Consider the following 14,207-nt stretch of genomic DNA (forward strand, 5'->3'; position numbering starts at 1 on the left):
CCCGCGCCGGGGAAACAGGGCGTGGAACCGGCACGGGGAACGGACGCGCGGAACCGGTCCAGGGGAAACGGACCCGGAACCGGCCCGGCGGAACACGGCCCTGCGGAACACGGCCCCGGAACCGACCCGGCGGAACGCGGCCGCGAACCTGTCCGGCGTACGCCCGTACGGGTGGCGGTTCATACGCGCCGGGCCCCGCGTGACACCCCCGCCCAGGCCTCCCCGCCCGTGCGCACCATGACGCGCACGGGCGGGTGTCGGGCTGCCGTGTCCATACCCGACAGGGGTACGGTGCGCAATATGTCTGAAATGCCCTCTCGTCGCGCCGTACTCTCCTCCGGACTCGCCCTGGCGGGCACCGCAGCCCTGGCCACCCGCGCAGACGCCGTCCCACCCCGCCCCGTCCCCTCCGTACGGACGGCCGCCCCCGCCCGGGCCGCCGACACCTACGTCGCTCCCGACGGTCCGGAGGTCGTGGAGAGGGAGGCCGGACGGGGCACCGGCCCCCTGCGCAAGGTCTCGCTCTCCGCGGGCGCCTCGAACATGGAGCTCGGCGGCGGGCTCACCGTCCCGACCTGGGCGTACGGCGGCAAGCTTCCCGGCGAGGCCGTCAGGGTCACCGCCGGCGACATCCTGGAGCTCGCCCTCACCAACAACCTGTCGCAGTCGACCTCGCTGCACTGGCACGGCCTGGCGCTCCGCAACGACATGGACGGCGTCCCGGACCTCACCCAGAAGGCGATCCAGCCCGGGGCCTCCTTCACCTACCGCTTCGCGGTCTCCCACCCGGGTACGTACTGGATCCACCCGCACTCGGGGGTCCAGCTGGACCGCGGGCTGTACGCGCCGCTGATCGTCGACGACCCGAAGGAGCCGCTCGCCTACGACAAGGAGTGGGTGGTCGTCCTGGACGACTGGCTCGACGGGGTGGACGGGTCCACCCCCGACGCGGTTCTCGGCGAGCTGACCAAGGGGCGCGGCAGCAGCCACGACGCGACGGCGCACAAGAAGGCCGCCCGACGCGGCGCGGCCCGTGCGGACGGCGACGCGCCCTCACGCCTCCTGGTGGGCGCGAGCAGCGACCTGCTGGGCGGTCACGCGGGCGATGTCGCCTACCCCCACTACCTGGTCAACGGCCGCAGGGCGACGGACCCTTCGGTCTTCGAGGCGAAGCCCGGCGACCGGATCAGGCTGCGCGTGATCAACGCGAGCGGCGACACCGCCTTCCGCCTGGCGCTCGGCGGGCACCGGATGACGGTGACGCACACGGACGGCTTCCCGGTGCGGCACACCGAGACGGACACGCTGCTGCTGGCGATGGGCGAGCGGTACGACGTGCTGGTGACCGCCGGGGACGGGGTGTTCCCCCTGACCGCGCTCGCCGAGGGCAAGGACGCGTCGGCGATGGCCGTCCTGCGGACGGCGTCCGGGGAGCTGCCGCCCGCCACCGCACGCCCCGCGGAGCTGGACGGCGAGCTGGTGACGGCCGACAGGCTCGCCCCGGACGAGGGCGTGGCCCTGGCGGAGCGCGAGCCCGACCGGACCGTGCGGATGACGCTCACCGGCTCCATGGACGCCTACGACTGGGCCTTCGACGGCAAGCCCTACGACCCCGCGGTGCGGCAGCCGGTCAGGGCCGGGGAGCGGGTGCGCCTGGCGTTCACCAACCGGACCTCGATGTGGCATCCGATCCATCTGCACGGCCACACGTTCGCCCTGGCCGGCACGGCGCTCGGGGCACGCAAGGACACCGCGGCCGTCCTGCCGGGACGCACGCTCACGGTCGACCTGGACGCGGACAACCCGGGCCTGTGGATGCTCCACTGCCACAACGTCTACCACGCGGAGGCGGGCATGATGACGGTGCTCGGCTACCTCCGCTGAGCGGCTCCGGGGAAGGGGATTCCGCCCGGAAGCGGGCGGGACTCCAGGACATCGCGTCAGTCAGACGATTACACTGGTCCCGTGCCTCAACTACGTCTCGCACTGAATCAGATCGACTCGACCGTCGGGGACCTCGCGGGCAACGCCGAGTCGGTCCTCCACTGGACCCGGCACGCCGCCGGGCAGGGCGCGCACCTGGTGGCGTTCCCCGAGATGGTGCTGACCGGCTACCCCGTCGAGGACCTCGCCCTGAGGTCCTCCTTCGTCGAGGCGTCACGCGACGCGCTGCGCGCTCTCGCCGTCCGCCTGGCCGACGAGGGCTTCGGCGAACTGCCGGTCGTCGTGGGCCATCTCGACCGCTCGGAGCACGCGGCGGCTCGCTACGGGCAGCCTGCGGGCTCCCCGCGCAACGCCGCCGCGGTGCTCCACCGCGGCCGGGTGGCGCTGAACTTCGCCAAGCACCACCTGCCCAACTACGGGGTCTTCGACGAGTTCAGGTATTTCGTGCCGGGCGACTCGATGCCCGTGGTCCGGGTGCACGGGATCGACGTGGCGCTCGCGATCTGCGAGGACCTCTGGCAGGACGGCGGCCGCGTCCCGGCCGCCCGCGCCGCCGGAGCCGGGCTGCTGCTCTCCGTCAACGCCTCCCCGTACGAGCGCGACAAGGACGACACCCGGCTGGAACTGGTCCGCAAGCGGGCCCAGGAGGCCGGCTGCACGACGGCGTACCTGGCCATGACGGGCGGCCAGGACGAGCTGGTCTTCGACGGGGACTCGATCGTCGTCGACCGGCACGGCGAAGTCATCGCCCGCGCGCCCCAGTTCACCGAGGGCAGCATGATCCTCGATCTGGAGCTTCCGGCAGCCCCGGCCGAGGCGCCCTCCGGGGTCGTCAACGACGGGCTGCGGATCGACCACGTGGTCCTGAGCGGGGACCCGCTGCCGCCCTACGAGGCCGAACTCGCGGGTGGCTACGCCGAGCGGCTGGACGACGACGAGGAGCTGTACTCGGCCCTGGTCGTGGGTCTGCGCGCGTACGCCGCGAAGAACGGCTTCCGCAGCGTGCTGATCGGGCTCTCGGGCGGAATCGACTCGGCCCTCGTCGCCGCGATCGCCTGCGACGCGGTGGGCGCGGCGAACGTGTACGGCGTCTCGATGCCGTCCAAGTACTCCTCGGAACACTCCAAGGGCGACGCCGCCGAGCTCGCCCGGCGTACGGGGCTCAACTTCCGCACCGTACCGATCGAGCCCATGTTCGACGCGTACATGGGGTCGCTGGCGCTCACCGGACTCGCGGAGGAGAACCTGCAGTCGCGGCTGCGCGGCACGATGCTCATGGCCCTGTCCAACCAGGAGGGCCACATCGTGCTGGCGCCGGGCAACAAGTCGGAGCTGGCGGTGGGTTACTCGACCCTCTACGGCGACTCCGTCGGCGCGTACGGCCCGATCAAGGACGTCTACAAGACCTCCGTCTTCCGCCTGGCGAAGTGGCGCAACCGGGCCGCCGAGGAGCGCGGGCAGACGCCTCCGATCCCGGAGGCGTCCATCACCAAGCCCCCGAGCGCCGAGCTGCGCCCGGACCAGGTGGACACCGACTCGCTGCCGGACTACGACGTGCTGGACCGCATCCTCGAGCTGTACGTCGACCGGGACCAGGGCAGGGACGCGATCGTGGCGGCCGGATTCGACGAAGCCCTGGTGACGCGGACGCTGCGGATGGTGGACACGGCGGAGTACAAGCGGCGCCAGTACCCGCCGGGCACGAAGATCTCACCGAAGGGCTTCGGCAAGGACCGCAGGCTGCCGATCACCAACCGGTGGCGCGAGTCGGGCTGACAGGGGCCGCGAGGCGCCGGCTCGCACTCCGGGGACGGGTGGCCCACGGAGTGCCCGCCACCGGGATCGGCCCGGCACCCACACGACCGAGCGCCCCGGGTGCCGGCTTCGAAGTCGTCCACTGCGACGATCGAGTCGTCCGCACTCTGGGCGGCGGATCGTGTGGGCCGGCCGGTGGCCGTGCCGGCCCTTGTCCCGTCAGGCCCCGCTCACCGGCTCCTGCAGTTCGGTGACCCACTCGTCGTGGTTGTCGGGGCACTCCAGATTGATCTCCCGGGGGTACCCGGCCGAGCGGTAGCCGTGGGCGTCGATCCAGCGGCCGAGGGTCTGGACCGTGGGCAGAACGGACTCCATCGAGCCGTGGTGCATGATGGTCGCGGCCTGCTCGACCGGCGGCAGGTCCACGATCTTCAGCCCGTCGTTCTCGCCGAGGGGCGCCGAGACCTCGACACCCGCGTGGATGAGGATCCCGCCGTCCGGCGCGTCCTCGTAGTAGGCGACCCCGGGTCCGGTGGGAGCGACGCCTGCCGCCTCCAGACGCCGGAACAGCTCCTCGTAGAGCGGCTGGATGACGGGGCCGATGGTGTCGAAGTCCGACGCGACCGCGGTCAGTTCCGCCAGTCGCACGCTCGGCAGACCCTTCAGTACGACATCGTTGCTGGGCATCTGCCCCTCACTCTCTATCGAGCGGAGCCTCGCTTCGACCTGGCTCAGCCGTGCGGCTGCCGCCGCCATCGCCGCCTCCAGCTCGGCGTGGCGCAGCCGGAGCATGGCGCGCAGTTCCCCGGTGGTCACCTCCTGGTCCAGGATCGCCTGGACCTGCTGGAGGGTGAAGCCGAGGTCCTTGAGCGCGATGACGCGGTTGAGGCGGGCCAGCTGGGCGGCGGTGTAGTAGCGGTAGCCGCTGGCCGGGTCGACGTGAGCCGGCCGCAGCACGCCGGTCGCGTCGTAGTGACGCAGCATCCGGACCGAGACGCGGCCGTGCCGGGCGAAGTCTCCGATGGTGAACATGATGTCTCCGAGTTGACCGCCTGACACGGTGTGAGAGTCAAGAAGCGGCGCTCCCGCGGAGCTGGGCGCCCGGCTCGACGCCCGCCTGCCGCTACCGGCGCCGCGGTGCGTGGGGGGCTGGCGCCGCCCGGGGCCGGGCAGCTGAAGGCGCGACTCCGCCTGCCCGGCCCCGTAGCGTCTCAGCCCCGCGCCGCGCCGCTCTCCGCGTGCTCGCGCGTCTCGTGACGCGCGCCGGACGCCACCACACGGGAGGTGCCCGGGGTCCGGTCCATCATCCCCGCGGTGACCGCCACCGCGAGGCCCGCGACGGCGAGCACCGCGCCGACCAGGGCCGGGGAGGTCCAGCCCCAGCCCGCCGAGATGGCGACTCCGCCGAGCCATGCCCCGCCCGCGTTGGCGAGGTTGAAGGCCGAGTGGTTCGAGGCGGAGGCCAGCGTCGGGGCGTCCTTGGCCTTCTGCATCACGAGCATCTGGAGCGGTGTGGTCGTCATGAAGCCGATGCCGCCGAGCAGCACCACCATGACCAGCGCGGCCCACCGCACATGGACGGCGAAGGGGAAGACGACCAGCACGACCGCCAGTGCGGCCAGCGAGCCGTAGAGGGTGGGTCGCAGCGCCCGGTCGGTCAGCGGTCCCGCCGCCAGGGCCCCGAGGGTCATCCCGATGCCGAAGAGCGCGAGTACGAGCGTCACCGAGGACTCGCCGAAGCCCATCACCTCGGTCGTCATGGACGAGAGGTAGGAGTAGACGGCGAAGACGCCGGCGAAGCCGAGGACCGCGGTGAGCAGGCCGAGCACCACCTGCCGGCTGCCGAGCGCGCTCAGTTCACGGCGCACGTTCTGATGGGCCTCGACGGGGATCTGCGGGACGAGACGGGCCAGCGCCGCCATCGCGGCCAGGCCGATCACGGCGACCACCATGAACGTGGCACGCCAGCCGAGGTGCTGCCCGAGCAGGGTGGCCGCGGGGACTCCGACGATGTTGGCCACGGTCAGGCCGAGGAACATGGTGGCGACCGCTCGTGCCTGACGGCCGTCCGGCACGAGGCGGGCGGCGACGACCGCGCCGACGCCGAAGAAGGCGCCGTGCGGGAGTCCGGCGAGGACCCGGCCGGCGAGCAGCCAGCCGAAGCCGGGGGCGAAGGCGGAGGCGAGGTTGCCGACGGTGAAGACGGCCATCAGCAGCAGGAGCATCCGCTTGCGCGGGATCCTGGAGCCGAGGCCGGTGAGCAGCGGGGCACCGAGGACGACGCCGATCGCGTACGCCGATACGAGGTATCCGGCGGTGGGTACGGACGTTCCCAGATCGTCCGCGACGTTGGGCAGCAGGCCCATCATCACGAACTCGGTGGTGCCGATGCCGAAGGCGCTCACAGCGAGGGCGAGCAGGGCCAGGGGCATGGTGGGTGACCTTTCGGGCGAGGGCCGCCCGGAGCGTTCCGCCCGGGTGGCGTGGGTGTCTGAGTGTCTGTGCGGGAGCGTCGGCTTCATCGCCGCGACGAGTTATGTTTCCCGTCGGAACAAAGTCTCTCAGACGTTTTATGCCCGGACGTGAACCAGCCGTTGCCGAACGGTGTGACATAGGCGTCACTCCGCGGCGTCCACCCCTTCGGCGACCGGAATCGATCCCTGTACCGGAGGAAACGCACATCCCGCACGGTCCGAGGCTCGGTCGTGCGGGAGAACGGCGAGGCGCCGGACCCCGACGAGCGGGCCCGGCGCCTCGGCGGCGATCAGCCGGCGAGTGGATACTCCGTACCTGACGGGCGCTCCCTGAGTTCGGCCCGGCGGACCTTTCCCGACGCCGTGCGCGGCAGGGAGGCCGCGAACTCCACCGACCGCACCCACTTCTCGGGCGGCAGATCGGCGCAGGCCCGGCTCAGCAGCTCACGTGCCGTACCAGCGGAGGCGGGGTGTCCCGGGGCCAGGACGACGTACGCCTTCGGAGCCCACAGGCCGACCGGGTCGGGCACCGGGACGACGGCCGCATCGGCCACCGCGGGGTTGCCGCGCAGCACTTCCTCCAGCTCGCGAGGGGAAATGCGGTGATCGAAGGACTTGAACATGTCGTCCGCCCGCGCCAGGTAGTGCAGGGAGCCGTCGGCGTCACGTACGGCCAGATCCCCCGTGTGGTAGTAGCCGCCGGCCATCGCCTCCGCCGTGCGAGCGGTGTTCCCGACGTATCCCCGCATGACACCGAGGGGCGACGTGGCCAGGTCCAGGCAGATCTCCCCGGGAACGCCGTCAGGGACGGGCGTGCCCGACTCCGGGTCGACCAGGACGACGCTGTAGCCGGGCAGCGGATGTCCCATGCTGCCCGGTACCGCATGCCCGCCGGGCGTGTTGCCGATCTGCGCGGTTGTCTCCGTCTGCCCGTATCCGTCGCGCAGGGGGATCCCCCATGACTGGGCGACCCGCTCGATCAGGGCCGGCTCCAAGGGCTCGCCCGCCGCTACGGCCTCTCTCAGAGCCGGCGGACGCTCACCCAGTCCAAGACCCGCCAGCGCGCGCCAGACGGTCGGCGGGGCACAGAAGGTGGACACACGGCGGCTGCGCAACGCGTCGAGGATGTCGGCGGGGCTCGACCGCGCCGCGTCGAGAGCGAGCACCGTGGCCTCCGCGTTCCAGGGGACGAAGAACGAACTCCAGGCATGCTTGGCCCAGCCCGGTGCGGAGATGTTCAGGTGGACGTCGCCCGGCTGGACACCGTTCCAGTACATGCCCGACAGATGACCGACGGGATAGCTGGTGTGGGTGTGTTCCACGAGTTTGGGCTTCGATGTGGTGCCCGACGTGAAGTACCGGAACAGCGGGTCGTCCGCCCGGGTGGGACCGTCCGGCACGAAGACGTCGGACGCCTGCCCGAGGCTTTCGTAGGGCAGCCAGCCCTCCGCCTCGCCACCCACGACGATGCCGGTCCATCCTCTCGGGATGCCGTTGAACCGGTCCGTCAGCGACGCCTCGGCGATGACATGGCTCACCCCACCCCGCTCAACCCGGTCCGCGAGTTCCGCGTGGGTGGCCGTCGTGTAGGTGGGGATGACGATCACGCCGGTCTTGACGGCGGCCAGCATGGTCTCCCATACCTCGACCCGGTTTCCCAGTATCAGCAGCAGGACGTCGCCCCGTCGCACACCGATGGCGCGCAGGGAGTTGGCGAGCCGGGCGGAGCGGCGTGCCAGTTCGCCGAATCCATGGACTTCGTCGCTCTCCGGGCCGCCCGGGCCGACGATCCGCAGCGCGGGCACGCCGGTACGGGTGGCGACCGTGTCGAAGTGGTCGAGCGCCCAGTTGAAGAACTCCGGCCGGGGCCAGCTGAATTCAGCGACGGCCTTCGCGAGATCGGTCCGGTGCGCGAGCAGGATGTCCCTGGCACGCAGGAACTCCCCCGCGGCGGAGTCGTCCCCGCGCCCCTCACCGTTCCGTTCCCGGCTCATGCGGGCTCCCCCTCACGGACGGGCGAAGGTGTACGACCGTGAGCCGCGGGCCGCCGGCCGGCGGTCGCCTGCCGGGGCAGTCGGACCACGGTCTCCGGGCGAAGCGCGTCCGCCGCTATCGCGTCGGCGTCCCGGTAGAAGAGGGTGCCGACACCCGGGCGGCTGCTGCCGACCTGGGTGAACCAGCGGGTGTGCTCGGTGGGGATACCGAGGGCGTACAGGCCGGACCGGATCCGTCCGTCGGCGTCCACGACCCGGAACGGACTGACCGTGACGTCCATGCCGCCGGTCACATGGCGGTGCCCGTCCGGCCCCTCGATCACATGGGCGCGTACCAGTCCCTCGTCCACCAGTTGCCGGGTCAGCGAGGACGTGTCACGCCGCAGGTCAGGGGTGGGAATGCGGGCGTCGACCAGGGTCTGGGCGATGCGCTCCGAACCGTGGACACGAGGGGACGCGATCCGGAAACCCCCTGCCTCCGGTGCCGGCTCGAAGAAGGTCTCCGGTCCGGCGACCTCGACGACACCCTGTGTGATCAACGCCCTGAGCTGCTCCACGCGGGCCATCGGAGGGCCCGCCGACAGGAGGGCGTTGACGGGCAGGAAGCGGCCGTGGAAGAACTCGGTGTGCGAAGCGGGCAGAAGTCCACCGTGGTCGACGGCCTGCCGGACCACGTTGCGGATGTCCCGGAGCACATCGAGCGCCGCCTTCAACGGTCCGTCGAGCGTGCCGAGTTCGGCTGCGGCAAGGTCCTCGTCCATCACCTTCAGCAGATGCGCACGGAAGTCCTCGGAGGACTCGAAGACCTGCCCGGCGAACGGACGGGCGAGCGCGTCCAGGTCCACCGGCTCGACATCGCCGAGCCCGGCCCGCTCCAGCAGGGCTCCGGGGTCACCGCCCTCCCGCAGCACCCGCGCGTGTTCCCGGGCGAACTCCTCCGCGGCGGCCGGACCCTGGGACCGGCGTACCAGGGTGGTGCAGTGGACGTGGTCGATCTCCGCGCGGAGCAGCGGCAGCACGTCGTGCTCGAAGTCGAGCTGTTCGCTGCCGTTCAGAGCCAGGCGGGCCGCCCGGGCGCGTCCGAGCGCGTCCGGGGTCAGGAAGAGTGCGCGATGGCTGTGGTGCGGAGGTTTCTGGTTGCGCCCGCGTGCGGGGATAGGCAGACCACTGCGTGATCCGGCGACGATCAAGGGCTCCCGGCCGCTCGGCAGGTAGCGGAGCACACCGTCCGGTCCGGTGGCGAACCGGCCGCCCCGCCCCACGGTCAGGGCGAGCATCACATCGTAGAAGGAGAGGCCGAGACCCTTGACCCCGACCACGCTTCCGGCCGGGATGTCGTTCTCGCCGAGGGGCATGTCCGCCGCCGAGTCACCACAGAGGTAACGGGTTCCCGGGGTCGTCACGGAGAAGTCGAGCATCTCGCGTTCGAATTTCCCCGGTGTGTTGACCGGGTGGCCGGTGGCCAGGACCACGCGGTCCGCCTTCAGGGAACCGGCGTCGCCGATACCGAGGTGGTATCCGCCGCCCTCCGCCGGCCGCAGCGAGGTGACCCTGCCGGTCACCGGAACGAATTCCACGTGGGCGGGCAGAGCCGCCACGACGGTGTCGAGTACATGGACGAGGTAGCGACCGTAGCGGACCCTGGAAGCGTAGTCGTCGGGGCCGAGGAGTTCCTCTCCGGCCTCCTGTGCCCGGCGCGCTATCCATTCGCCCAGCGAAGGGCCGGCACCGGGACGGTCGGGGCCGTCGTCCATGTCGCCCGAGTACATGGTCACCTGACTGACCACGGTGTTCATGGTGAACCAGTCGTCCTGATCGGTGCGCCAGACGCGGCCGGCACCGATCTCGGTGGCATCGATCAGGTGGACACGAATGGGCCGGGGCCGGCCGGCCGTCTGCTCGGCCTCGGCCGCGGTCCGCACGGCGAGCCGCTCCAGCACGGAGATGCCCCTGGGGCCGCTGCCGATGACGGCGATGACGAGAGGAGGTGTATCGGACGGGAATCCGGACACAGCTACTTCCTTACGGTGAGGAGTGATACGCGAGTGCGGTCAGCCGGATGCCTGGTGCCTCTCCACGGCGTGACGACGCTCGCCGAGGGCGGCCCGGTCGAAGGATTCCTGGGTGTACGAGAGCATGCCGAGCAGGTCGTCGGCCCGCAGCCGCCCTTGTCCGGGCGCGGGCGTGGCGCGGAGGGGCATGGCGCCCGTGGAGTGCCACTGGAGCGCACCGCGGGTGTCGATGTAGCTGCGGGACCGGTTGGCGTTGTCGGCGTGCAAGCAGTACGGCACGTCGAGCAGTCCGCGCCGGAACGCCCCTGCCAGGGCCCGCCCGGTGTCGGGGTGCAGTTCCAGGACCGCCTCCACCAGGGCGCGCGCCTCGGCCAGCACGCCGAACTCCTGATCCACCGCCGCGACGGGGCCGTCGCATCCGGCGGCTGCCAGGGCCGCCTCCTCCAAGGCGCGCACGTTGTCCCCGATGGTGGGGATCCGGTGCGCCTCGGCGGGCGTCTTGACGATCATGCGCTCGGTGCCGGTGATCACCGCCAGGCGGGCACTCTCGCGCAGCAGCCCCAGCGCGCCTTCCGTGGTCCGGGGGAACACGCCCATGTACGTGTAGAGGACGACATGCCAGTCGATGCCGCCCAGGAACTCGCCGGCCAGCGTCCGCAGCGCGAGCAGCGCCTCGACGTCCTGCGCGTGGTGGGTCTGCTGGGCGTAGCTCAGCGACACGCTGCGCAGTCCGCGCTGCCGGAAGAAGACGCCTTCGAGGACGGAGAGCGCGACCAGGAGCCCGGGCGGACAGAGCTGCCCGAGCATGCAGCCGCCGAAGCTCTCCAGATGGGTTCCGGGCCGGGACGCGAGCAGTTCGCAGCTGCGTGCCCACGCGTTGACGGAGTCGTCCAGCGGTGTCCTGCTGTACGGCAGGCAGTAGGACACCGGCCCGCCCTCGGTCGCGTCGAGGCCGGCGTCCAGAAGCGCCTCGATGATCCGGTGCGGGTTCGCGGAGCCGTGCCGTACCTGGATCGCGAAGCCGGATCCGGTGAGCGGAGCGGTCAGTTCACGCGTCACGACCGGGCCATGGGCCACGATCGGATAGCCGTTGAGGTCCGTGCCGTCGGCGAGCGCCCGGCGCGCCGACTCGTTGTCACCGACCCGGGTGTAGCTGTCGATCGTGAGCGTACCCACGGTCCGTGCGCGCGCCTCCTTCACCGCGTGCATGCCTTCGCGCATCCTGGGGAGGTCGGCGAAACCCATCCGGGGCTGCACGACGAGCTCTCCCGCCCTCACGCCCTCGGCCACCGCTGTGGCGAACGTCCCTTTCTCCGTCGTGACCGGCCGCACGCCAGGTGAGTGCCGTACGGGGCGTTCCACCACCGTCACCGTGCTCCTGCCGCAGCGAGCGCGGGCCGTCCGGACCGGGCGAGATAGTTCCGGAACTCGGTGACCGAGGAGGCGTCCTCGAAGACCGCGTCGAATCCGGCCTCGACCAGCTCGGGCCCGCAGGGTTCGGCGTCGGGCCCGCGTACGCCCAGCTTCCCGCCGATCACGACGCGCAGGTCCCGCAGGTCGGGCTGACTGCGCAGCCGGCGCACCGCACGCGCGCCGTCCAGCGCGCCGTGTCCGTTGACGCTGCTGATGACGACGAGGTCAGGGCGGACCCGCCTGCACTCCTCGATGAGGAGTTCGTCCGGGACGCAGGACCCGATGTTCGTCACATCGTGTCCCATCTCCTCCAGGAGAAGCTGGAGGAAGACGAGGTTCCAGGTGTGGGAGTCGGAGGAGACGCTGGAGACCAGGACCCTGCGGCCGCCGGGCTCGCCGGAGGCGAAGGGGACCGTCGCCTGTTCCGCGTGGGTCGGGCCGTGCGGAGTCTGGAGGCTGTACGTGGACAAGGAACCGCTCTCTTCGGATCGACGGGAGGAGGTGTGGTGCCTGGCGGAACGCCGGTGGTGCGACCGGGCGGGCGGGCCCGGCGGCGGGAGACGCGCCCCCTGCCCGCACCGGTCAGGGGGCCGCGGTGACGCCGACCGGGCGCAGCGGCCTCTGCGGGGTACGCGCGGCAACGGGCGCGGTGCGGATCGCCAGCACCGTGCAGCCCGTGCGGCTGGACATCTGGTGTTCGGTCCCAGGCCCCTCAACCACAAGGTCGCCCTTCACATACGAGATGCCGTCGCTGTGGTCGAGCACTCCGTCGAGGACCAGCATCAGTTCCTGGCCGAGGTGCTCGTGGAAGTCTCCGTGCGCACCCGGCGGGAAGCGCAGGAGCAGGCCGACCGAATTCTCCCCCTTCGCTTCGTCGGGCGCCCACAGCACATGGTGCTCGACACCTGCGCGGCCCGGCTCGGACCAGGTGACCCAGTCCAGATCGTCCAGTTCGAATCCGCTGCGGAAGACATTCGGAATGTAGGCGATGTCAGACACGTTCCCACCTCTCAAAGGTTCCTCTTGGATCTCCTCGAGAAGCCTAGGTACGGACGCTTCCATCCGATCCGGCCCAAATGCGATGGCCGTCATCAGATTTCCCGATGGGTCGGTGACGGTGCGGCCGCGAGGCGGGCAAGGACAAAGGGGCGGGTGGGTGGAGCACGGTCGCCCGTGCTCCACCCACCCGCCCCTGACGCACATCGTGACGTCTTGTCAGGCCGGCTGCGCCTCCCGCTGCCTGCCGGCCCTGACGGCCACCTCGCGGAATGCGGAGACGGGCGCGCTCGCGAGCTCACGCCCTGCCCAGAGCGCACGGACACCGAGCCGGACACGGGGCAGCCCCGGGAGGACGGCCAGCCCGCTGCCCTCCCCCTCGACCCGCACCGACTCGGCGGGCAGCATCGCGATCCCGTAGCCGACACGGGCGAGCTCTCGCGCTCCCCCGACCGACCCTGCCTCGATGACCTGCGGCTCGATTCCGTGGATCTCCCGGAGCGCTGTCACCATGACCCGGTGCGAGGAGCAGTCCGGATCGACCGCGAGGACCCTCACCTGCGAGAACGCCCGCGTGCGGTCCGGGTCCCGCGCGAGCTCCACCGATCCGACCGGCACCACTTCGAGATCCGGCAGTTCCTCGACCACCAGACGGCCGGGCAGCTCCCGCGCGCCGCCGGCGAAGTCGCCGTGCACCAGCGCCAGATCGACCTCGTGTGCCTGGACGGCCCGGGCCGCGTTGCTGATGACGAGCTGCCGGGGCGAAACCTGCACCTTCGGGTACCGGTGGCGGCAGTCCTGGACCAGGGAGCCCACCCTGGTCTCCAGGAGGAGCGCGGAGGCTCCGACGGTGACACGGCCTTCCAGTTCACCCGATGGTTTCAGGGCGCTGGACATCTCGTCGACCACATGGAATATGCGGTTCGCGTACTCGTGGAAAATGTCTCCCGACGGCGTCAGGCTCACACCGTGCGGCAATCTCTGGACCAGCCGAATTCCGATACATGATTCCAGCGAACGAATATGTGACGTGACGCTGGATTGTGCGTACCCCAGGCTTCGAGCGGCTTTCGTGAAGCTACCCAGACGAGCAACCTCACGAAAAGTCCGTAACTGATAGAGCGCAAGATCCATTGCCTTTCCTCCCCCAAAGAAAAACGGCAGTGCGCGGGAACCGCCTCCGGCGCCGCACAGGGCCTGCCTCCCCTGGCGTGCCCGGATTCGGAGACCCCCACGCCTGGCGGTGCGAGTCACTGCAGACACTCGCCCGACCGGCCTGACTAATGGACTGCCGACTCCTATCCCGTTAGCCAGATCCTGCCATGGGCATGCGCCTCGAACAAACGCCGCCGCCCCAGCTGCTCCCAGGACCCGTGGGACAGCGACCGACCCGCCCCCTCCCCGCCGGACTCCCTTCCGCGTAAGGGCGAACCGGCCGGTCGAACTCCTCGATACCGCTCTCGCGGTAGGCGGAGAACCCCGGGACGGTTTCCGGTCCGCCGAACATCTCACCCGGCGGCTGCGCACCTGTCGTGCTCCGTTCATCACCGCGATCCCGAAATTCGTCCGGCGCCCCGCAGGACACCGGGACGCGCCTCCCTCACCGGGGTGCTTCCAGG

General features: G+C 71.1%; 10 protein-coding genes and 1 pseudogene. 2 read left to right on the forward strand and 9 right to left on the reverse strand.

Annotation, left to right across the window (positions count from 1 at the left end; translation table 11 throughout):
• Window positions 1-300: 300 nt before the first annotated feature.
• Window positions 301-1,884, forward strand: coding sequence for a multicopper oxidase family protein (locus tag ACFXOA_RS11505; RefSeq protein ID WP_385025195.1), 1,584 nt, complete (start codon window positions 301-303; stop codon window positions 1,882-1,884).
• A gap of 81 nt (window positions 1,885-1,965) precedes the next feature.
• Complete coding sequence (locus tag ACFXOA_RS11510; RefSeq protein WP_385025198.1) at window positions 1,966-3,720, forward strand: NAD+ synthase; 1,755 nt, start codon at window positions 1,966-1,968, stop codon at window positions 3,718-3,720.
• Between the two features lie 198 nt (window positions 3,721-3,918).
• Here the strand turns inward: ACFXOA_RS11510 and ACFXOA_RS11515 are convergent, their stop codons facing one another.
• The 9 genes and pseudogenes from ACFXOA_RS11515 to ACFXOA_RS11555 all read right to left on the reverse strand — a co-directional run.
• Window positions 3,919-4,731 carry a MerR family transcriptional regulator gene (locus ACFXOA_RS11515; protein WP_385025201.1) on the reverse strand — a complete coding sequence of 271 codons (813 nt, stop codon included), beginning with the start codon at window positions 4,729-4,731 and terminating at the stop codon, window positions 3,919-3,921.
• A 179-nt stretch (window positions 4,732-4,910) separates the two neighbouring features.
• On the reverse strand, window positions 4,911-6,131 hold the full coding sequence (locus ACFXOA_RS11520; RefSeq protein WP_385025204.1) for an MFS transporter: 1,221 nt from the start codon (window positions 6,129-6,131) through the stop codon (window positions 4,911-4,913).
• Between the two features lie 332 nt (window positions 6,132-6,463).
• Window positions 6,464-8,167: an AMP-binding protein gene (locus tag ACFXOA_RS11525; RefSeq protein ID WP_385025207.1), complete on the reverse strand. Its 1,704-nt coding sequence runs from the start codon at window positions 8,165-8,167 to the stop codon at window positions 6,464-6,466.
• Window positions 8,164-10,179 (reverse strand): FAD/NAD(P)-binding protein, encoded by a 2,016-nt coding sequence (locus ACFXOA_RS11530; RefSeq protein WP_385025210.1) that lies wholly within the window; start codon window positions 10,177-10,179, stop codon window positions 8,164-8,166. Before ACFXOA_RS11530 ends, ACFXOA_RS11525 begins: the two co-directional genes overlap by 4 nt.
• A 39-nt stretch (window positions 10,180-10,218) precedes the next feature.
• A complete protein-coding gene (locus tag ACFXOA_RS11535) occupies window positions 10,219-11,550 on the reverse strand; it encodes a methylaspartate mutase (RefSeq protein WP_385025211.1) in 1,332 nt (443 codons plus the stop codon).
• On the reverse strand, window positions 11,547-12,062 hold the full coding sequence (locus ACFXOA_RS11540; RefSeq protein WP_385025214.1) for a cobalamin B12-binding domain-containing protein: 516 nt from the start codon (window positions 12,060-12,062) through the stop codon (window positions 11,547-11,549). The genes ACFXOA_RS11535 and ACFXOA_RS11540 overlap by 4 nt, the downstream gene beginning before the upstream one ends.
• Window positions 12,063-12,174: 112 nt before the next feature.
• Window positions 12,175-12,591: a cupin domain-containing protein gene (locus tag ACFXOA_RS11545; protein WP_385025216.1), complete on the reverse strand. Its 417-nt coding sequence runs from the start codon at window positions 12,589-12,591 to the stop codon at window positions 12,175-12,177.
• A gap of 216 nt (window positions 12,592-12,807) precedes the next feature.
• Window positions 12,808-13,485 carry a substrate-binding domain-containing protein gene (locus ACFXOA_RS11550; protein ID WP_385025531.1) on the reverse strand — a complete coding sequence of 226 codons (678 nt, stop codon included), beginning with the start codon at window positions 13,483-13,485 and terminating at the stop codon, window positions 12,808-12,810.
• 60 nt (window positions 13,486-13,545) lie between these two features.
• Window positions 13,546-14,133, reverse strand: a pseudogene (locus tag ACFXOA_RS11555) (LysR family transcriptional regulator); the annotation flags it as partial.
• Window positions 14,134-14,207: the final 74 nt, after the last annotated feature.

This window comes from Streptomyces sp. NPDC059166 (genome assembly GCF_042755185.1).
GTDB lineage: Bacteria > Actinomycetota > Actinomycetes > Streptomycetales > Streptomycetaceae > Streptomyces.